The sequence below is a fragment of the Mesorhizobium sp. M0833 genome (genome assembly GCF_040319905.1).
In the GTDB taxonomy this organism is placed as follows: Bacteria; Pseudomonadota; Alphaproteobacteria; order Rhizobiales; family Rhizobiaceae; genus Mesorhizobium.
On sequence record NZ_JAMYOQ010000002.1, the window covers coordinates 129400 to 148108 of the forward strand.

The 18709-nt window shown below is 63.1% G+C and carries 13 protein-coding genes and 1 pseudogene; 5 read left to right on the forward strand and 9 right to left on the reverse strand.

What is annotated here, in order from left to right; all coding sequences use genetic code 11:
* Window position 1 precedes the first annotated feature (1 nt).
* From NKH98_RS02770 to NKH98_RS02780, 3 genes and pseudogenes are all read left to right on the forward strand, one after another.
* Complete coding sequence (locus tag NKH98_RS02770; RefSeq protein WP_352896547.1) at window positions 2-1822, forward strand: ABC-F family ATP-binding cassette domain-containing protein; 1821 nt, start codon at window positions 2-4, stop codon at window positions 1820-1822.
* A 76-nt stretch (window positions 1823-1898) separates the two neighbouring features.
* Window positions 1899-2168 carry a type II toxin-antitoxin system CcdA family antitoxin gene (locus tag NKH98_RS02775; RefSeq protein WP_352896549.1) on the forward strand — a complete coding sequence of 90 codons (270 nt, stop codon included), beginning with the start codon at window positions 1899-1901 and terminating at the stop codon, window positions 2166-2168.
* Window positions 2140-2370, forward strand: a pseudogene (locus tag NKH98_RS02780) (CcdB family protein); the annotation flags it as partial. The gene NKH98_RS02775 and the pseudogene NKH98_RS02780, both read left to right, overlap by 29 nt.
* 93 nt (window positions 2371-2463) lie before the next feature.
* Here the strand turns inward: NKH98_RS02780 and NKH98_RS02785 are convergent.
* Together NKH98_RS02785 and NKH98_RS02790 are read right to left on the reverse strand one after the other, a co-directional pair.
* Window positions 2464-4146, reverse strand: a complete 1683-nt coding sequence (locus NKH98_RS02785) for a hypothetical protein (RefSeq protein ID WP_352801694.1) — start codon at window positions 4144-4146, stop codon at window positions 2464-2466.
* 74 nt (window positions 4147-4220) lie between these two features.
* Entirely contained in the window at window positions 4221-5519 is a 1299-nt protein-coding gene (locus tag NKH98_RS02790) for an adenylosuccinate synthase (protein WP_352476117.1), read from the reverse strand.
* Window positions 5520-5840: 321 nt separating this feature from the next.
* Between NKH98_RS02790 and NKH98_RS02795 the strand changes: the two genes are divergently transcribed.
* Entirely contained in the window at window positions 5841-6743 is a 903-nt protein-coding gene (locus NKH98_RS02795) for a DMT family transporter (protein WP_352896552.1), read from the forward strand.
* An 84-nt stretch (window positions 6744-6827) separates the two neighbouring features.
* On the opposite strand, the gene serA is transcribed toward NKH98_RS02795, so the two are convergent.
* The 5 genes from serA to glmM all read right to left on the reverse strand — a co-directional run bounded on the left by serA (window position 6828) and on the right by glmM (window position 13261).
* A complete protein-coding gene (gene serA, locus NKH98_RS02800; protein ID WP_352801689.1) occupies window positions 6828-8429 on the reverse strand; it encodes a phosphoglycerate dehydrogenase in 1602 nt (533 codons plus the stop codon).
* Between the two features lie 67 nt (window positions 8430-8496).
* Window positions 8497-9672, reverse strand: a complete 1176-nt coding sequence (locus tag NKH98_RS02805) for a phosphoserine transaminase (protein WP_352649056.1) — start codon at window positions 9670-9672, stop codon at window positions 8497-8499.
* 193 nt (window positions 9673-9865) lie between these two features.
* The gene (locus tag NKH98_RS02810) at window positions 9866-10615 is read right to left on the reverse strand and encodes an outer membrane protein (RefSeq protein ID WP_352805763.1); all 750 of its coding nucleotides are present in this window, start codon (window positions 10613-10615) and stop codon (window positions 9866-9868) included.
* A gap of 233 nt (window positions 10616-10848) precedes the next feature.
* Entirely contained in the window at window positions 10849-11691 is an 843-nt protein-coding gene (locus NKH98_RS02815; RefSeq protein WP_352896554.1) for an outer membrane protein, read from the reverse strand.
* A 217-nt stretch (window positions 11692-11908) separates the two neighbouring features.
* Entirely contained in the window at window positions 11909-13261 is a 1353-nt protein-coding gene (gene glmM / locus NKH98_RS02820) for a phosphoglucosamine mutase (protein WP_292664754.1), read from the reverse strand.
* A gap of 533 nt (window positions 13262-13794) precedes the next feature.
* Here glmM and NKH98_RS02825 point away from each other — a divergent pair.
* Window positions 13795-14781 (forward strand): hypothetical protein, encoded by a 987-nt coding sequence (locus NKH98_RS02825; protein ID WP_352896557.1) that lies wholly within the window; start codon window positions 13795-13797, stop codon window positions 14779-14781.
* 402 nt (window positions 14782-15183) lie between these two features.
* Here NKH98_RS02825 and ftsH read toward each other — a convergent pair whose 3' ends face one another.
* Both ftsH and tilS read right to left on the reverse strand, forming a co-directional pair.
* On the reverse strand, window positions 15184-17109 hold the full coding sequence (ftsH, locus tag NKH98_RS02830; RefSeq protein WP_352476109.1) for an ATP-dependent zinc metalloprotease FtsH: 1926 nt from the start codon (window positions 17107-17109) through the stop codon (window positions 15184-15186).
* 105 nt (window positions 17110-17214) lie between these two features.
* Window positions 17215-18708 (reverse strand): tRNA lysidine(34) synthetase TilS, encoded by a 1494-nt coding sequence (gene tilS / locus NKH98_RS02835; RefSeq protein WP_352896560.1) that lies wholly within the window; start codon window positions 18706-18708, stop codon window positions 17215-17217.
* Window position 18709 lies beyond the last annotated feature (1 nt).

Here is an 18709-nt window from a genome sequence, read left to right on the forward strand (position 1 = left end):
CATGGCACCGCCGCTTCTCAATCTCGACGGGATAAAGCTGACCTTTGGCGGCACGCCGCTGCTCGACGGTGCCGCCCTGACGGCCTCAGCTGGCGACAAGATCGCCCTGGTCGGCCGCAACGGTTCGGGCAAGTCGACGCTGCTCAAGATCGCCGCCGGGCTGATCGAGCCGCAGGACGGTGAAGTCTTCCGCCAGCCTTCGGCAACCGTGCGCTACTTGCCGCAAATGCCCGACATGGAAGGTTTTGCGACCGTCCGCGCCTATGTCGAGGCGGGGCTCGGGCCCGCCGACGATCCCTATCGCGCCACCTATCTGATGGAGCATCTCGGCCTGACCGGCGAAGAACGGCCGAACGACCTCTCCGGCGGCGAGGCGAGGCGTGCGGCACTCGCCCGCGTCATGGCGCCGGAGCCCGACATTCTCCTCCTCGATGAGCCGACAAACCATCTTGACCTGTCGGTCATCGAATGGCTGGAGGAGGAGCTTGCCCGCACCTCCTCGGCACTGGTCGTCATCTCGCATGACCGCCGTTTTCTCGAGCGCGTGTCACGCGCCACAATCTGGCTCGACCGCGGCCAGACCCGCCGTCTCGACAAGGGCTTTGGCTGTTTCGAGGAATGGCGCGACACGGTGCTGGAGGAGGAAGAGCGCGAGCAGCACAAGCTCGGTCGCCAGATCGTGCGCGAGGAGCACTGGCTGCGCTATGGCGTGACAGCGCGGCGCAAGCGCAACATGCGCCGGCTCGGTGAGTTGCAGACCATGCGCCAGCGCTTTCGCGGTCATCGCGGCGCCGAGGGTGCGGCGACGATGACAGCCAGCGACGCCGCCGAATCCGGCAAGCTGGTGATAGAGGCCAGGAACATCGAGAAGAGCTTTGGCGATCTGATCGTGGTCAAGGGATTTTCGACCCGCATCCAGCGCGGCGATCGCGTTGGCTTGGTCGGGCCGAACGGCGCTGGCAAGACGACGCTGTTGAAGATGCTGACCGGCGAATTGAAGCCGGACGCAGGCACGGTGCGGCTCGGCACCAATCTGGAGATCGCCACACTCGACCAGAAGCGCGAGGCCGTCGACCCGCAGGAGACACTGGCGCAGTATCTCACCGACGGTCGCGGCGAGAACCTCGTCATCAATGGCGAACAGCGCCACGTCGTCTCTTACATGAAAGACTTCCTGTTCAAGCCGGAACAGGCGCGCACGCCGGTGCGCGAGCTTTCGGGCGGCGAGCGGGCACGGCTGATTCTCGCCCGCGTTTTGGCGCGGCCGGCAAACCTGCTTGTGCTCGACGAGCCGACCAACGACCTCGACATGGAGACACTGGAGTTGCTGCAGGAATTGGTCGCCGGCTTTGCCGGCACGGTGATCCTGGTCAGCCACGATCGCGATTTCCTCGACCGCACCGTGACCAGCATCATCGCGCCGGATGGTGACGGCCGCTGGATCGAATATGCCGGCGGCTATTCCGACATGCTGGCGCAGCGCGGCGGCACCAGGCTGGACGACCGCAAGGCGCGGCCGAAGGCAGAGACCAGCGAGGCGACGGGTGCAAGCAGGAGCGACGCGGTCGCTCCCAAGGGCCCGGCCAGGAAACTGTCGTTCAAGCAGAAATTCGCGCTGGAAACCTTACCCAGGAAGATCGAGGCGGTGTCGGCCTCGATCTCGCGGCTGGAGAACAATATCGCCGATCCGGCCTATTACGAGCGCGACCCGGCCTCGTTCCAGAAGACGATTGCCGCGCTCGACAAGGAGCGCGTCACACTGGCAGCGCTCGAGGAGGAATGGCTGGAACTCGAGATGCTGCGCGAGGAGATGGAGGGGTAATTCGCGAGTTCAAGCACCTTGTCGTTGCGGCTAGACAGGAGTGCGCATATATTATGCGCATGCTGCGGAGGTGATCATGCGCAAGATAGCTGTGAATGCGGTTCGTCAGCCGGCAAATCTGTCGATCGACTCAAAGCTCATGAAGGAAGCCAAGGGGCTCGATGTGAATGTCTCGCGCGCCGCTGAAGCCGGCATCGCAGAGGCAGTGGCCGCCGAGAAGACGCGGCTGTGGAAGCTTGAGAACCGCGCGACGATAGATGCGTGGAACGAATATGTCGAAAAACACGGTATTCGCTGGCAGAACATCGGCAATTCTGATGGCGCGCTACGACGTCTTCGCGAGTAGCATCGAAGGCGGCTATCTCCTCGACGTCCAGGCCGATCTGCTCGACCACTTCAAGACCCGGGTGGTCGTCCCGCTGCTGCCGGTTGCGATGGCGCCATCACCAATGCGAAGGCTCCATCCCGTTTTCGAGATCAATGGTCGGAAATTGGTCATGGCCACCCATTTGATCGCCACGGTTGCGGCGACGGAATTGGGCGAGAGCCGACTGAATCTGACCAGGCATCACGAAGACATCGTGAGCGCGCTCGACATGCTGTTCCAAGAGCCAAGGAGGCGTTGGGCTGGTGAGCCGGCCTCACCCCGCCGTCTTTGTCTGCCAGGCCTTCAGCGCCTCGTCGAACACCTTCTCGCCGGGAATTCCCTTTTCCATGGTGAGCAGCGCCCGCCGCCCGGTCTTGTAGACGACCGGCACGTCAATCCAGTCCTGACCTCTGAGCAAGGTCAGATTGGCGTCTTCATCCGCCTTGGTGTCGTTGAGCGCAACCAGGAAGAAACCGTCGGCGATCTTGGCCGGGATGCCGATCAGCGGGCTGCCGGCATCCTGCTCGGAGCCCTTCATGGCGACACGCAAGATGTTGTCGACACCGCCGCCCTCGAAGCCATTAGGCGTCAGGAAGATCATCTCGATGATGTGACTGGCCGGCAGCGTCTGGTCGGTGTTGCGACGGATCGTCATGCGCAACTGGATATCCTTGCCTGGAATGGTTGCCTCGGCACGGATCGCCGGCTCTGGCGGCAGGTCGCCGCCGGGCGATTCCTGCACCAGCGACCAGACGATGTTGCCGGGCTCGGCCGAGCCTTGAGCGGTGCTGGTGCGCTCCTCGTAGAAGATCGCCTTCTGGCCGACGGCCAACGCGGCTTGCGGCGGAACTGCCGTCGGTGCCGCTGCCGTCGCGGGCGGTGGGGCGGCCGTTGCAGGGGCTGGCGGAGTAGCTGCAGCATCGGGCGGCGTTGCGGGCGTTGGCGCAGCCGACCCATCGACTGCTGGAGCATTGGCCGTGCCTTGCGTGTCGGCGGGTGCGGCCGGTGCCGGTGCGGCGGGTGCCGAGGTGGCCGGCGCTTGAGCGGCCGACGGCGGCGTGGTCAGTGCGGCGACGGATTCGCCTTCGCCGATGCCCGCCTGCCCGGCCGCGGGGCCGGGATCGACTTCGTGGCCCTCGGGCGTAAGGCGCTGCGTGAACTTCGCGCCCTCGCCGGCCTCCGTCGGAGGCGCGGCGGCCGGTACGGCCGCATCGGCCACCGGCTTGGCCGGGGCTGGTTTTACCAGCGGTTCGGTGGCGACGGCTTTGGTCTCGTCGAGGCCGAGCATGCTGCCGAACGCATCCTTGTTCAGCCAGATGCCATAACCGCCACCGGCAATGACCAGCAGGGCAATGGCGGCGGCGATCACGCCGCCATAGCTGCGCCTGCGCTCGGCAGGATGGAGTCGCTGGAACCTGTCCTCCGCGGGGCCGCCGTCGTTGGAAAAGTCGTCGCCCCGAAAAACGCTGTCTTGGTCATCGGCCGTCGGAAGATCCATATCGGACGGCGGCGGACCAGCGCGCTCTTGAGGAAGAGCGACGGGCTGCGGCTTTTGCCAGTTCGGCACCGCCTTGGCGGGCGTGGACTGCCATGCCGGCCCAGTCTGGGCCGGCCCGGTCTTTGCTGGCCCGGTCGTTGCTGGCTCGGTCTTTGCCGGCTGCCGGACATGGCTGGGCTGGTTCTTGTTGCGGTCGATGGAGGAGAAGATGTCCTCCAGTTCCGCCAGCGGATCGGATGCCGGTGCCGGTTTAGCATATTCTCGCTCAACGCTTGCGATGGCGTCTTCGAGTGCGCGCTTCTGCCTGGCGACATCCGACGGCGCAAACGGCGGATCGCGTTCGGCAATTTTCTTCGCGATCGTCGAACGCGCCATGTCATACACTTTGGCGCGCACTTCCGCCGACGGCTTATCAAGCTTGTCTAGCGTCTTTTTCAGGGCACCAACAAAATCTACCATGCTTCAGTCGACCTGCAGTTTGTTTCTGGGCCGGCCCCCGCAAATCAGCCGCAATGCCCGGAAAGGCTGAGAAACTAGTCTTGAAACGGATCGGTCACAAGTATCGTGTCGTCCCGTTCAGGGCTGGTGGAAAGGAGTGCGACCGGCGCGCCGATCAGCTCTTCGATGTGGCGGACGTACTTCACCGCCTGGGCCGGCAGATCGTTCCAGCTGCGCGCGCCGGCGGTGGTACCTTTCCACCCCTCCAACGTTTCGTAGACCGGTTCGACGCGGGCCTGCGCACCCTGGCTGGCCGGCAGGTAATCTATCGCCTCGCCGTCGAGTCGGTAGCCGGTACAGACCTTGATCTCGTCCAGCCCATCGAGCACATCGAGCTTGGTCAGCGCAATGCCCTTGATGCCGTTGACGGCGACGGCCTGGCGGACCAGCACGGCATCGAACCAGCCGCAGCGGCGCTTGCGGCCGGTGACGACGCCGAATTCATGGCCACGCGTGCCCAGGAACTCGCCGATCTCGTTCTTCTGCTCGGTCGGAAACGGGCCTTCGCCAACACGCGTGGTATAGGCCTTGGTGATGCCGAGCACATAGCCGATGGCGCCCGGGCCGACACCGGACCCGGCAGCGGCCTGGCCGGCAACGGTATTTGACGAGGTGACGAACGGATAGGTGCCATGATCGATGTCGAGCAACGTGCCTTGCGCGCCCTCGAACAGGATGCGCTCGCCGGCGCGGCGCTTGTCGTCGAGGATTTTCCAGACGCGGTCCATATAGGGCAGGATCTCGTCAGCGACGGAAATCAGCTCGCTCATGATCGCCTCATGCGTGACTTCGGCATGGCCAAGCCCGCGCCGCAGCGCATTGTGGTGCGTCAGCAGCCTGTCGACCTTCAAGGGTAGCGTTTCCAAATCCGCCAAATCCATCACCCTGACCGCGCGCCGGCCCACCTTGTCTTCGTAGGCGGGACCGATACCGCGGCGGGTCGTGCCGATCTTCGTTCCGGAATTGGACGCGGCGTCCTCGCGGAATCCGTCCAGCTCCCGGTGCAAGGACAGGATAAGCGCGGTGTTTTCGGCTATTTTCAGGCGGTCTGGCGTCACCTCGACGCCCTGCGCCTTCAATTTCGCAACCTCCGCGACGAAAGCGTGCGGATCGAAGACGACGCCATTGCCGATGATGGACAGCTTGCCTTGCCGCACCACGCCGGACGGCAGCAGCGACAGCTTGTAGACCTTGCCGTCGACGACCAGCGTGTGGCCGGCATTGTGGCCGCCTTGGAAGCGCACGACAACGTCGGCGCGCTCCGACAGCCAGTCTACGATCTTGCCTTTGCCCTCATCGCCCCATTGCGAGCCGACGACCACCACATTGGCCATATTTCTTTTCCCTTGAGACGCCGCACGAGCAGCTTGAAAACAGTTCGAAACGACAGGCCTCTATCGCATCGGCCCCCAAAATCGAAATCGATTTTCGGAAAAGCACGACGCGAGGATTAGAGCCTTCCGACGCGTACTTGTAGCGTCCAATTGCACGCACGTCGCTCTATAGCGTCAAGACCCGGCGAGCGCGACCACTCTTTGCCGCCCAAAACGCTCGGAGGCACAACAATTTTCGCCTTTGACATCATTTACTTGGGCTAGCGGTCGCAATAGTCCCACACCGACGTCAAATTCCCTCTGCCTGGCCGGAATGTCACGATGCATCGAGCCGCCTACCTGTTCCTGCTGTTCACCACCTTGCTGTGGGGCGGCAACTCCGTGGCCGGCAAGCTGGCGGTCGACCACATTTCACCGATGACGCTGGTCTTCCTGCGCTGGATTCTAGCCGTTCTGATCCTGCTGCCGATCGGCTGGCGAACGCTGCACGAGGACTGGCCAGTGGTGCGTCGGCACTGGTTGCTGCTTGGCGGGCTCGGCGCTTGCGGCTTCGCCTTTTTCAATGCGATCTTCTACACGGCGCTCAACTACACGACGGCGATCAACGTCTCGATCGAGCAGGCGGCGATACCGATCGTGATCATCATCGCCAATTTCGTGCTGTTTCGCCTGCGGGTGAACCGGGTGCAGATCGCTGGCGTCGTGCTGACCATCATCGGCGTCGCAGTGACAGCGAGCCATGGCGACCTGCGCCAGCTTCTCAAGCTGGATCTCAACTTCGGCGACGCGATCATGCTGGTCGCCGTGCTTTGCTACTCCTTCTATTCGGTGGGGTTGCGGCTGAAGCCGGTCATCCGCTGGCAGAGCCTGATGCTGGCGCTGTCGGTTGCCGCACTCATCACATCGCTGCCTTTCTTCCTGTGGGAGATTGCCGCCGGCAGGGTCATCGTCCCCGACGCCCGCGGCTGGGCTGTCGCGTTCTATACTGCCATCGGTGCTTCGGTCATCTCGCAGATCTTCTATATCAGGGGCAACGAGCTGATCGGCGCCAACCGGGCCGGCCTGTTCATCAATCTGGTGCCGATCTTCGGTACGCTGCTGTCGGTGCTGATTGTCGGTGAGACATTCCAGCTTTATCAGGCGCTGGCTCTCGCACTGGTGCTGGGCGGCATCAGCCTCGCCGAATACAGCGGACGGAAGATGGCGGTATCCGCTGCTGAATGAAGTCGCTTGCCGCGACGGTTCACTGCGGTCCGTCAACGACCATGGAAGCGCCCCGCGTGCTGCTGCACACGGGGCGATCGAATTTCAGGCCGCGCCGACGTCGAAATGCAGCCGCTTGGCCGAGTCGATCGACTTGTGCGAGCGCACCTGCGCCAACACGTCTTCCGGGAACGGCGCATCGAGATAGAGCAACGCAATGGCATCGCCGCCCGGCCGGTTGCGGCCGAGCTGGAAATTGGCGATGTTGACGCCGTTCTCGCCGCACACCGTGCCGAGCAGGCCGATGATGCCGGGCGCGTCGGCATTGGTCGTGTAGAGCATGTGCTGACCGACCTCGGCGTCGAGATTGATGCCCTTGATCTGGATGAAGCGCGGCTTGCCGTCCGAAAAACAGGTGCCGGCGATCGAGCGCGTCCTGTGCTCGGTCTTGACCGTTAGCTTGATATAGCCGTCGAACACGCCCGACTTGTCGCGCTTGACCTCGGCGACGATGATGCCGCGCTCCTTCACCATGATCGGCGCCGACACCATGTTGACGTCGGCGACCTGCGGCCGGATCAGCCCGGCAAGAGTAGCGCTGATCAGCGCCCGCGTATTCATCGTCGCGGTCGAGCCGTCGAACAGGATCTCGACCTCCTTGATCGGATCCTCGGTGACCTGTCCGACAAAGGCGCCGAGCACTTCGGCGAGCTTGACGAAAGGTTTCAGCCGCGGCGCTTCCTCGGCGGTGATCGACGGCATGTTGATGGCATTGGAGACAGCGCCTTTGATCAGATAGTCCGACATCTGCTCGGCGACCTGCAGCGCGACGTTCTCCTGCGCCTCCATCGTCGAGGCACCGAGATGCGGCGTCGCCACCACATTCTCCATGCCGAACAGCGCGTTGTTCTCCGCCGGTTCGACCTCGAACACGTCGATGCCGGCGCCGGCCACCTTGCCGCTCTTCAAGGCCGCGATCAGGTCGGCCTCGACGATCAGCCCGCCACGGGCGCAGTTGATGATACGCACGCCGGTCTTCATCTTTGCGATCGCCGCGGCGTCGATGATGTTGCGTGTCTTGTCGGTAAGCGGTGTGTGCAGCGTGATGAAGTCGGCACGGGCGAACAGCTCGTCGAGCTCGACCTTTTCGACACCGAGTTCCTCGGCGCGGCTGTCCGACAGGAACGGGTCGAAGGCGACGACGTGCATCTTCAGGCCGACGCCGCGCGTAGCGACGATCGAGCCGATATTGCCGCAACCGATGATGCCGAGCGTCTTGCCGGTGATCTCGACGCCCATGAAGCGGTTCTTTTCCCATTTGCCGGCATGGGTCGAGGCGTTGGCCTCCGGTATCTGGCGGGCCAGCGCGAAGATCATGGCGACGGCATGCTCGGCGGTGGTGATCGAATTGCCGAAAGGCGTGTTCATCACGATGATGCCCTTGCGGCTCGCCGCCGGGATGTCGACATTGTCGACGCCGATGCCGGCGCGGCCCACGACCTTCAGCCTGGTCGCGGCGTTGATCAGCTTCTCCGTGACCTTTGTCGCCGAGCGGATGGCCAGCCCATCATACTGGCCGATCACTTCGAGCAGTTTTTCCTTGTCCTTGCCGAGATCCGGCAAATAGTCGACCTCGATGCCGCGATCCCTGAAGATCTGCACGGCGGTGGTGGAAAGTTTGTCTGAGACGAGAACGCGGGGCGCCATGGCGGCCTCCTTCAATTATGATTTGATCCGCTTGGGGATGGCGGCCCGAGAGCCGCCACAGGAAAACTCAGGCGGCTGCCTTCAGCGACGCCTTTTGCGCGGCAAAGGCCCAGTCGAGCCAGGGCAGCAGCGCTTCGAGATCGGAGGTCTCGACTGTCGCGCCGCACCAGATGCGCAGGCCGGGCGGTGCATCGCGGTAGGCGCCGATGTCGTAGGCGACGCCTTCCTTGTCGAGCGCCGAGACGATTGCCTTGGCGAACGCAGCCTGTCCATCGGCGTTGAGTGCAGCGACATCCGGATCGGTGAATGAAAGGCAGACCGATGTGTTCGAACGCGTCGCCGGGTCGACGGCAAGATGGCCGAGCCAGGAAGATTTCCGGACAAAGCGATCGAGAACAGCGGCGTTGGCATCCGCTCTGGTGACCAGCGCGTCGAGGCCACCGATCGACTGCGCCCAACGCAGCGCGTCGAGATAGTCCTCGACGCACAGCATAGACGGCGTGTTGATGGTCTCGCCCTTGAAGATGCCTTCGATCAGCTTGCCGCCCGAGGTGAGACGGAAGATCTTCGGCAGTGGCCAGGCCGGCTTGTAGCTTTCCAGCCGTTCGACGGCGCGCGGGCTGAGGATCAGCATACCGTGCGCGCCTTCACCGCCCAGGACCTTCTGCCAGGAGAAGGTGACGACGTCGAGTTTCTGAAAATCGAGCTTTTGCGCAAAGGCCGCCGAAGTGGCGTCGCAGATGGTCAGGCCCTTGCGGGTGGCCGGGATGAAATCGCCGTTCGGCACGCGCACGCCCGACGTCGTGCCGTTCCAGGTGAAGACCACGTCGCGGTCGAAATCGATTTTGGTCAGGTCCGGCAGCACGCCGTAGTCCGCCTCTAACCTGCGAACATCGGCGAGCCTCAGCTGCTTGACCACATCGGTGACCCAGCCGGAACCGAAGCTCTCCCAGGCGACCATGTCGACGCCGCGTTCGCCGAGCAGCGACCACAGCGCCATTTCGACCGCGCCGGTATCCGAGGCCGGCACGATGCCGATGCGGTAATCCGCCGGAACCTGGAGGATTTCCCGGGTCAGCTCGATCGCTTGTTCGAGCTTGGTCTTGCCGATCTTGGCACGGTGCGAGCGTCCGAGCGCGGCATTTTTGAGCGCCTCGACCGACCAGCCGGGGCGTTTTGCACAGGGACCTGAGGAAAAATTGGGATTTGCCGGACGGAGTCCGGGCTTAGTATGCGTCGGCATCGTGGTCTATCCTTCCAGATAGTGGCCCCTCGTTGGGGAGGGGTGGCCCACGGACGGCGATATGCGTTCAGGCTTTCGGCGTCAAGGGGAAAGTTTTTGTCGCTGTCGGGATACCGGCTGCCTTTGGCAAAAAAGTGCCACAACGCAAACGGCGGGCCAAAGGCCATTGTTCACGCCTCAGCTTCGATCGAGCCTACCAGAGGTCGTATCGCAGTCCGACTTTGACCTGGTGATTATTGATCCCCTTGCGGATCGGATAAGAAGTCAGGCTTTCGGCCGTCACATATTCGGCGTCGGGTGCGGAGAAATACTGATAGCCCACATCGACTGAGACATTCTTGGACACTTGGTAGGCAAGGCCGGCATTCAGCGTGTAGGCGAAGGAGTATTGGGTCTTGTTGTCACGCAGGACGAAATCGTCGGTGGGGTCGGCGTTGGCGGTGAAGTAGCTCGCCGACAGGCGGCGCTTGCTCTGGAGGATACCGACACCAGCGCCGAGATAAGGCGTGATTCCGACATAGGTGCCAAGGTCGACATAGCCATTGAGTATGCCTGAGAAGGCATAGTTCTTCAGGGTCGCCGATGCCACGGTCGTTCCGTTGTTATAGCCGACCTCGATCTTGTTGCCGGGCAGATAGCCGGCATTGAGATCGGCGCGCAGATAGTCGTTGAAATGGTAGCCGAAGCCAATGCTGGCGAAGATGGGATCTTCCTTTTCGTCGAAGCTCGCGGGCGTGAAGGCGAAATCCTCATCCCTGAAGCTCTTCTGCACCAGATAGGAGACATCGCCGCGCAGATACCATCCCGAGCCAACCTCGACCGGTACATAGTCGGGCGCCTGGTCGACATAGACCGGCGGTTCGTAATCGGCACCAAGCGCCGGCGTCAGCGGCATCAGGACGACTGCTGCAAGCGCCAGTGCTACAGGCGATTTGGATGTCATGGTCCTCGGCTCCCGAACTTGGCGCATTCGCAATCGCGCGCCGTTTCAGAGAGCATTGTTAACCATAGTGGTTAAATGCGGGTTAAGGATAACAAGGCGTTAGCAATTGATTTGATCCGCTTTCGCTTCTCAAGCTGGACGGTGTTCCAGAGCGCCGCAGCATCTGTAGGCAGCCAAAACGAAACCGCCCGGCATCAGCCGGGCGGTCGACGAATTCCTGGAATTCGAGGCGACTACTTGGTGTAAACAGGCTCCGGTTCCGGAACATAGGGCTCCGGGGGCGGCGCGCAGTCCGACCTGCCGAACTGGTAGCGCAGGCCGCCACGCACTTCGTGCACGTTGATACCTTTGTCATAGCCTGGGCCGACATTGGGGAGGGAGGCATAGTCGAACATCTTACCGCCATTGATGTGGCTGAAGCGGTAGCCGACATCGAGTTTGACGCGGTCGGTCAGGCAGTAGGATGCGCCCGCCATGGCAGCATAGGCAAAACGCCAGCCCTTGCCACCGCTGTGATCAAATGAACCGTCGCTGTCCACGTTGTGCAGTTCATCCCACTTGACCCAGGCACCGCCGATGCCGGCGCCGACATAAGGCGTGATCCCATGCCAGGTGCCGATGTCGACATAGGCGTTGGCCAAGAGCAGCAGCGCCGAATAGGACGAGGTATCGACGGACGTGCAAGGCGTTTGCTGCGGGCCGCAGAAGCCGTTGGTCGAGCCGCGGAATTTGGACTTGCTCATCCAGTCCAAGGTGAGATCGGTGCGGAAATGCTCGTCGATCTGGTAACCAACACCGCCGCCGGCCGAGAAGGCGCCGTCCAGCTTGCCTGTATCGAACTTGCCGGGATTCTGGGGCGCTACACCGTAGGTGATGTAGTCGCCACCACGAAACTTCGACCAGTGATAGTCGATGTCGCCACGAATATACCAGCCGCCGAATTCGGCCGGCTGCTCGTAGGCAACCGGTGGTGGCGCCTCTTCGAGTACGGGCGGCTCGACGAAATCGGCGGCGAACGCCGGCCCGGCGCCGGCAAACAGCGCGGCCAGGAGGGCCATTCTTGCTGTGTTGAACATGCTTATCACCCCTGAGAACACTCGAACGGCGAACGCGCCCGAAATATGATTGACCTCAGTTGTGGATAATGAATCGGAAAGGTTAAAAGGCGTTTAACCGTATTGATTAACCACGAATCTCTAAAAGTCGAGCAATCGGCCGTTGCTGCAGGCGGAATTGGCGACTCAATAAAAAGCCCGCCGGCAAGGCGGGCTTTGAACCGATGTTGGAGGGAGATCAGGCGGCGCTGCGCGTTTCCGAAATGACCTCGACGATGTCGTTGACGACGGACTCGACAAGTTGTGGGTCGTCGCCTTCCGCCATGACGCGGATGAGCGGCTCCGTGCCGGATGGCCGGATGACCAGGCGCCCGGCCTTGCCGAGGCGATTGCGCGCATCTTCGATCGCTGCCTTGACCGGCGCCTCCTCGAGCGGCTTGCCGCCGGAAATATGCACATTCTTCAACAGCTGCGGCACCGGCTCGAACTTCTTCGACAGTTCGCTCACCGGTCGGTTCTGCCGCTTGATGCAGGCGAGCACCTGCAGCGCCGAGACAAGGCCGTCGCCGGTAGTCGAAAAGTCGGACAGCACGATGTGACCCGACTGTTCGCCGCCGACATTGAGCCCATGGGCACGCATGTGCTCGACGACATAGCGGTCGCCGACCTTGGTGCGATGCAACTGCAGGTTCATGTCGCCGAGGAAGCGTTCGAGGCCGAGATTGGACATTACCGTCGAGACGACACCGCCGCCGGCCAGCCGCCCGCTCTGGTGCCAAGACTCGGCAATCAGCGCCATGATCTGGTCGCCATCGACGATCGCGCCGTTCTCGTCGACGATAACGACGCGGTCGGCATCGCCGTCGAGCGCAATGCCGATATCGGCGCGCACTTCGTGCACCTTCTTTTGCAAGCCGGCCGGATGAGTCGAGCCGCATTCCTTGTTAATGTTGAAGCCGTTCGGCTCGACATTGATGGCGACGACCTCGGCGCCGAGTTCCCACAGCGCGTCGGGCGCCACCTTGTAGGCGGCGCCGTTGGCGCAATCGACGACGATGCGCAGGCCCGACAGCGACATTGAGCGCGGCAACGTGCGCTTGGCGAATTCGATATAGCGGTCATGCACGCCGTCGACGCGTTTGGCGCGGCCGAGCCCATCGGAATCGGCGAGCGCCAATTCGATATCCTTGTCGAGCATCCCCTCGATACGCTCCTCGATCTCATCGGACAGCTTGTAGCCATCGGGGCCGAACAGCTTGATGCCGTTGTCGTAATAGGGGTTGTGCGAGGCAGAAATCATCACCCCGATATCGGCGCGCAGCGAGCGCACCAGCATGGCAACAGCGGGCGTCGGGATAGGGCCGAGCAGGAAGACATCCATGCCGGCGGCGCACAGGCCCGATACCATCGCGTTCTCGATCATGTAGCCGGAAAGCCTGGTATCCTTGCCGAGCACGACGCGGTGGCGGTGGCTGCCGCGCTGGAAGGAGAGGCCGGCGGCCATGCCGACCCGCATGGCGACCTCCGCCGTCATTGGAAACTTATTGGCTCGCCCACGAATGCCGTCCGTACCGAAATAATGTCCTGCCATGTTCGCCAGCTTCCCGATGGTTCTTTCCGAGCATCTCATGCCATAAAATGGCCCAAGCCCCGTCATCACATTGTATGATTATGGACGACCAATCCTTAGAAAATTGTTGTTTTGTGTGTTTTGCGTCACGCTAGTGTGTTGATTTTCAAGTTCCGAGCCCTTGTTGCGGCAGCAGCATCAGAAACGTCAACTCAAACTCATCTGGATCCTTTGGTCTGTGGCAGTGTGGCCTTGAACCCGAGTCCGCATCGTGCGGCTCCAGACAGCGGTAGGCTCAGGTCCTCCGCACCCGCCGATTTGACTGTCCCTCATGTGACGCAGTGGTCTCGCTGGGAACCAGCCATATGCGCGCTCTCCGTGCAATGCACCCGGACGAATTTGGCTGGGAGACGGTCCCGGCAACGAATTCATCACCTTAAAGAAAAGAATGCACCTCTAATTTGTCTCTACGCTACTTAGCATCTGGCGCAACCAGCCGTTGAGCGCTATTGCTGCACTGGGACATATCATGAACTGCCACAGGGAGAAAACGCATGCTCATCCACCGACTTGCCACTTTGACGGGTCTTGCCGTCGCGACCTTGTTCCTGGCGGCGCCTGCCAATGCGCTGACCATGGCCGAGTGCAGCACCAAGTATAACGCGGCGAAGGATGCGGGAACGCTTGGCGGGCAGAACTGGAACCAGTTCCGCAAGGCGCAATGCGGCACCGATGCCACCGCCGCTACGACCGACACCGCCCCGGCCACGGCCACCGACACCACCAAGGCAGCCGCCGGCGACGATGCGGCACCGGGCCTGACGGCGAAGGAGTGCAGCACCAAGTACCAGGCGGCAAAAGCCGCCGGCACGCTGAACGGCATGAAGTGGAACGATTTCCGCAAGACACAGTGCGCCGCCGACGCGACGGCAGCCGCACAACCCGCCGCCACGACCAAGGCTGCGGCAGCCGCCGACGACGCTGCGCCGGGCCTGACGGCCAAGGAATGCAGCACCAAATACCAGGCCGCCAAGGCTGCCGGCACCCTCAACGGCATGAAATGGAACGACTTCCGCAAGAGTGAATGCGCCGCCGGCGCAACTGCAGCGGCACAGCCTGCCGCGGCACCTGCCGAGGCGGCGACAGCCGCGGCGACCGATTCCGGCAAAGGCCTCAGCATGGCGGATTGCAGCGCCAAATATCAGGCTGCCAAGGCCGGCAACACGCTGAACGGCATGAAGTGGAACGACTTCCGCAAGAGCCAATGCGGCGCCGGCGCAGCCGACGACGACACCCTGCCGGCTCCTGATGCCAAGTATACCGGCGATCCGCAGCCGCCGACCATCACCGCCCCCCAGGGCGTGAAATTCCCGACGGCGATCTCCAAGGAGTATGCAACCGAGACCCCGGCCAAGGGCCGCATGCACACCTGCCTCGACCTCTATTACGCCAACAAGGACGCCAACACGCTGGGCGGCCTCAGGTGGATCCAGAAGGGCGGCGGCTTCTACAGCCTCTGCAACGCCAAGCTGAAGAGCTGACCGGCGCCATCATCCAACGATGGGAGCCCGCGAGCCGCAAGGTTCGCGGGCTTTTTGTTATTGCCGAACAAGTGAGAGGGCCTTCCGACGTCGGACCAACTGTCAGATCGCGTTCCTTCGCTCCCTCTGTCCGCCGCCGGAAGCAAAGAACCCGCCTCGGAGGGCGGGTCGTCGGCGCCGTTGAGCCCTTGGCGCCGGAAAGGCAGGCAATTTGCCCAGGTCGGCGCCGAGTTTCCCTTCCCTTTATGAGGTTAGGGATCATCGTAGGGCGAAAGCCTCGGCTTTCCACCTGCGATAGCCCTGCACAAGTGGGGAGATCGGCAGCTTCAGCGCCTTCGCGAACATCAAAAGGAAACGCCGCGGTTAGAGCCCGCGGCGTTTCGAAGTCGATCTGTCCTGTCCCTAGCTTGACGGCTGGGGTTCCATGCCGCCTTCGGGCTCGGGGCCCTTCTTGCGGCGGCCGGACTTTGGTACGGCCGAGCCACGGCTCGGCGGCGTGTCGTCGCCGAGGTCGCGTGCGGGCTTATTGCCGGCGATCAGCTGCTTGATCTCCTCGCCCGACAGCGTCTCGTATTCGAGCAGGCCTTGCGCCAGCGCGATCCATTCCTTCTTCTTCTTGGTCAGGATTGACCTTGCCGTCGAATAGGCCTCGTCGATCAGCCGGCGCACTTCGGCGTCGATGATCTGCGCCGTCTCTTCCGAGATGTTCTGCGTGCGCGCCACCGAATGGCCGAGGAACACCTCCTCCTGGTTGTCGCCATAGGCGACATGGCCGAGCTTGTCGGAGAAGCCCCAGCGCGTCACCATGGCGCGCGCCAGCTTGGTCGCCTGCTCGATATCGGAGGAGGCGCCCGATGTGATGTTCTCCTTGCCGAACTTGAACTCCTCGGCGACACGGCCGCCCATCATGATGGCGAGCCGCGAGATCATGTATTTGTAGCTCATCGAATAGCGGTCGCCTTCCGGCAGCTGCATGACCATGCCGAGTGCCCGGCCGCGCGGAATGATGGTCGCCTTGTGCAGCGGATCGGCGGACGGCACGTTGAGCGCCAGAATGGCGTGGCCGGCCTCGTGATAGGCGGTCAGCTCCTTCTCGGCCTGCGTCATCGCCGACGAGCGGCGCTCGGCGCCCATCATGATCTTGTCCTTGGCGTCCTCGAATTCGGCCATGGTGACGAGGCGCTTGTTGCGCCGTGCCGCCATCAGGGCGGACTCGTTGACCAGGTTCATCAGGTCGGCGCCGGAAAAGCCCGGCGTGCCGCGCGCGATCACCTTGAGGTCGACATTGGGCGCCAGCGGCACGTTGCGCACATGCACCTTCAGGATCTTTTCGCGGCCGACGATGTCGGGGTTCGGCACCACCACCTGGCGATCGAAGCGGCCCGGCCTGAGCAGCGCCGGATCGAGTACGTCGGGCCGGTTGGTGGCGGCGATCAGGATGATGCTTTCGTTGGATTCGAAGCCATCCATCTCGACCAGCAGCTGGTTCAGCGTCTGCTCGCGTTCGTCATTGCCGCCGCCGAGGCCCGCACCGCGATGGCGGCCGACGGCGTCGATTTCGTCGATGAAGATGATGCAAGGCGCATTCTTCTTGGCCTGGTCGAACATGTCCCGGACGCGGCTTGCGCCGACGCCGACGAACATCTCGACAAAGTCCGAGCCCGAAATGGTGAAGAACGGCACGTTGGCTTCACCGGCGACCGAGCGGGCGAGCAGCGTCTTGCCGGTTCCGGGAGGACCGACGAGCAGCACGCCGCGCGGGATCTTGCCGCCGAGCCGCTGGAATTTCTGCGGGTCGCGCAGGAACTCGACGATCTCTTCCAGATCCTGCTTGGCTTCGTCGACGCCGGCGACGTCCTGGAAGGTGACGCGGCCATGCGCTTCGGTCAAAAGCTTGGCCTTCGACTTGCCGAAGCCCATGGCACGGCCGGAACCGGACTGCATCTGGCGCATGAAGAATATCCAGACGCCGAGGATGAGGATCATCGGCAGCCAGGAGATCAGGGTGCCGAACAGCGAATTGGAGCCGTCGGATTCAGGACGCGCATTGATGGTGACGTTCTTGTCCTGCAGACGCGAAACCAGTGACGGGTCCCCAGGCGAATAGGTCTGGAAGCCGTTGGAGCTGTCCGTGTAATTGCCGGAGATACGGGCGCCGGCGATGGTCACCGACTTGATCCTTCCCGCGGCGACTTCCTGCAGGAACTGCGAATAGGGGACATCGCTCGAGGCCCCACGCGTCTGCGGCGTCTGGAAAAGATTGAAGAGAGCGATGAGCAGGACCGCTATGATCGCCCAGAGCGCGAGGTTGCGATAATTCGGATTCATCAATTGTCCCGTTGGCGCCGCTGGGCGGACACGCGTCGTGAGAGGAAACTTGGCCCTAACATAGGGAGAGCGTCTCCCCTTGCCAAGCATAACAGCAGGTCTCGGTTAAGCTTTCGCCCGTGGTAGGCCGGCACTGTGGCCGCCGAATGGCGAGGCTGGAACCGGCGCCGCGCCAAGCAAGGCGGCGACGGCATCGGCCGGCGCCAGATCGAAGGACGGCAGGAAACGGGCGAAGGGCGCGACTGCCGGATATGCGGCGACAGCCGCCGGCATCGGGCCCTCCCCGGGCAAACCCGGGCCTTCCCCAGGCAGACCAAGGCATTCGCCATCCCGCCATAGCGCCGGCTCGGCGGCCAGGGCTGCGCGTACAAGGCTTGCCGGCGTGCCATGCCCGGCAATTGCCCGCTTTGCGGCAAGAGCCGCCCCGAGCGGTGCTACCAACAGCGGCGCGATCAACAATGCACTTGAACTGTCGCCCAATGTGATCCGTCTGCGGCCGTCCCAAAGGGCATTGTCGGAAACCTCGACAGCGGGCGGCAGATCGCGCAATTCGCGATGCAAAAAGATACCGGTACGCCGGGCATCGATCACGGTCCGCGACAATGTGGCACAAAGCGGCCCGGTGCGGAGCCGGCCGAAAAGGGCTTCGCTGCGGGCCTGGTCGGGAAGGAAAGCTGTGCCGCCGGTCGCCGCCAGCAGAATGCGCAGCGCATAAATAGCCGCCCCGCTGTCGCTTTCAGTCGCAAAATCCCGGTCGAGGCGGACGAGGCCGGCGGCTGGCCTGGAGGCCAAGCTGCGGATCAGCATGGCCGCGCGGCGTCCCAGTTGCTCACGCTCGGCCGCCACCTTTCTGGCCAGCGCTATCGCTTCAGCCACACGAGGCGCACCATCGCCTTCGGCAAGTGCTGCGCGGACGCGCGGCCGCTCGAAAGCGGTGTCGGCATTGGTCGGATCTTCGATCCAGGCAACCTGTTCACGCCGCAGGAATTCGCGCAGTGCCTCACGCCTTACGCCGAGCAGTGGCCGCACGATCCAGTGCCGCCAGTCGTAGAGGGCTGCCGGCGCCATCCCGGCAAGACCCCGCCCTTCCTCGCGCCGCCCGTCGTCGCTTTGCCCGCCATCACTTGGCCGCTCGTCACTTGGCCGCTCGTCAGTTGGCCGCTCGTCACGCGCCCACTCGTCCCGCGTTTGCCGCATCAGCACGGTCTCGGCCTGGTCGTCGGCGGTGTGGCCAGTCAGGATCAGGCCGATGCCTGCCGCTTCGGCGGCCTCGGCGAGCAGCCGGTATCGGGCTTCGCGCGCGGCGGCGGGGAGGCCGGTCGATGGTTTGCGCCCCGACCAGGCGAGAACGCGATGGGCAATACCGCGCGCCGCGCACAGCCTGGCCACGGCTTGCGCTTCCGCTGCCGCTTGCGGCCGCAATCGATGATCGATCGTTACCGCCAGCAATTTCGTTGCCGGGGCGTTACGGTCGAGATGGGCTTTGAGGAGGAGGAGAAGGGCGGTCGAGTCGCTGCCGCCGGACACGGCCGCAACAGCGCCGTTGGAAAAGTCGATCCGCGAAAAATCCGAAAGGTCAGGCCCGGTGTCGAGCGTCATG

Bases quoted from the DNA above. Each gene is read 5' to 3' on its own strand.
- NKH98_RS02770 (WP_352896547.1), top strand. From the start codon at position 2: ATGGCACCGCCGCTTCTCAATCTCGACGGGATAAAGCTGACCTTTGGC.
- NKH98_RS02775 (WP_352896549.1), top strand. From the start codon at position 1,899: ATGCGCAAGATAGCTGTGAATGCGGTTCGTCAGCCGGCAAATCTGTCG.
- NKH98_RS02785 (WP_352801694.1), bottom strand. From the start codon at position 4,146: ATGGTAGATTTTGTTGGTGCCCTGAAAAAGACGCTAGACAAGCTTGAT.
- NKH98_RS02790 (WP_352476117.1), bottom strand. From the start codon at position 5,519: ATGGCCAATGTGGTGGTCGTCGGCTCGCAATGGGGCGATGAGGGCAAA.
- NKH98_RS02795 (WP_352896552.1), top strand. From the start codon at position 5,841: ATGCATCGAGCCGCCTACCTGTTCCTGCTGTTCACCACCTTGCTGTGG.
- serA (WP_352801689.1), bottom strand. From the start codon at position 8,429: ATGGCGCCCCGCGTTCTCGTCTCAGACAAACTTTCCACCACCGCCGTG.
- NKH98_RS02805 (WP_352649056.1), bottom strand. From the start codon at position 9,672: ATGCCGACGCATACTAAGCCCGGACTCCGTCCGGCAAATCCCAATTTT.
- NKH98_RS02810 (WP_352805763.1), bottom strand. From the start codon at position 10,615: ATGACATCCAAATCGCCTGTAGCACTGGCGCTTGCAGCAGTCGTCCTG.
- NKH98_RS02815 (WP_352896554.1), bottom strand. From the start codon at position 11,691: ATGTTCAACACAGCAAGAATGGCCCTCCTGGCCGCGCTGTTTGCCGGC.
- glmM (WP_292664754.1), bottom strand. From the start codon at position 13,261: ATGGCAGGACATTATTTCGGTACGGACGGCATTCGTGGGCGAGCCAAT.
- NKH98_RS02825 (WP_352896557.1), top strand. From the start codon at position 13,795: ATGCTCATCCACCGACTTGCCACTTTGACGGGTCTTGCCGTCGCGACC.
- ftsH (WP_352476109.1), bottom strand. From the start codon at position 17,109: ATGAATCCGAATTATCGCAACCTCGCGCTCTGGGCGATCATAGCGGTC.
- tilS (WP_352896560.1), bottom strand. From the start codon at position 18,708: ATGACGCTCGACACCGGGCCTGACCTTTCGGATTTTTCGCGGATCGAC.